Source organism: Roseateles sp. P5_B10 (assembly GCF_056400485.1).
The window spans coordinates 1-534 of record NZ_JBFULE010001737.1 but is presented as its reverse complement, the minus strand read 5'-3'; the positions used below and the strand labels follow the sequence as shown (position 1 = coordinate 534).

General features: G+C 63.1%; 1 protein-coding gene. It reads left to right on the top strand.

The window, feature by feature from the left end; genetic code table 11:
* A partial coding sequence (locus tag AC1DU6_RS35615; RefSeq protein WP_477863338.1) for an ATP-binding cassette domain-containing protein occupies positions 1 to 534 on the top strand: 534 nt, incomplete at both ends.

The window sequence follows — 534 nt, the reverse complement described above, 5'->3', positions numbered from 1 at the left end:
TGTCCAGACTGCCACCACACCGGCGTGCGCAGCTCGGCATCTCGCGCACCTTCCAGATCACCAACCTGTTCCCTACGCTGAGCGTGCAGGACAACATGATGCTGGCGCTGCGCGGATTGAAGCCGAAGAAGTTTTCGCTGTTCGGCTCGCCGGATCCGGACGACAGCGAGGCCGCGCGCATCGCGGCCGCGCTGAACGCTGCGCGGATTGCTGGGCGGGCCGAGATCATCGTCAAGGAAATGTCCTATGGCGAGCAGCGGCAGCTCGAAATCGCGATTGCGCTGGTGACGACGCCGACCATGTTGTTGCTGGATGAGCCCGCGGCCGGCCTGTCGCCGTCGGAGCGCTCGATGATTGCCGAGGTGATCCGCTCGCTCGACCCGGCAATTACCGTGATTCTGATCGAACACGACATGGATCTGGCGCTCGGTCTGGTTGACTACGTCACCTGTATGTTCGAAGGCCGCGTGCTGGTGGAGGAGTCGCCGGAAGGCATTCGCCGCAACGCCAAGGTCCAGGAAGTCTATCTCGGGA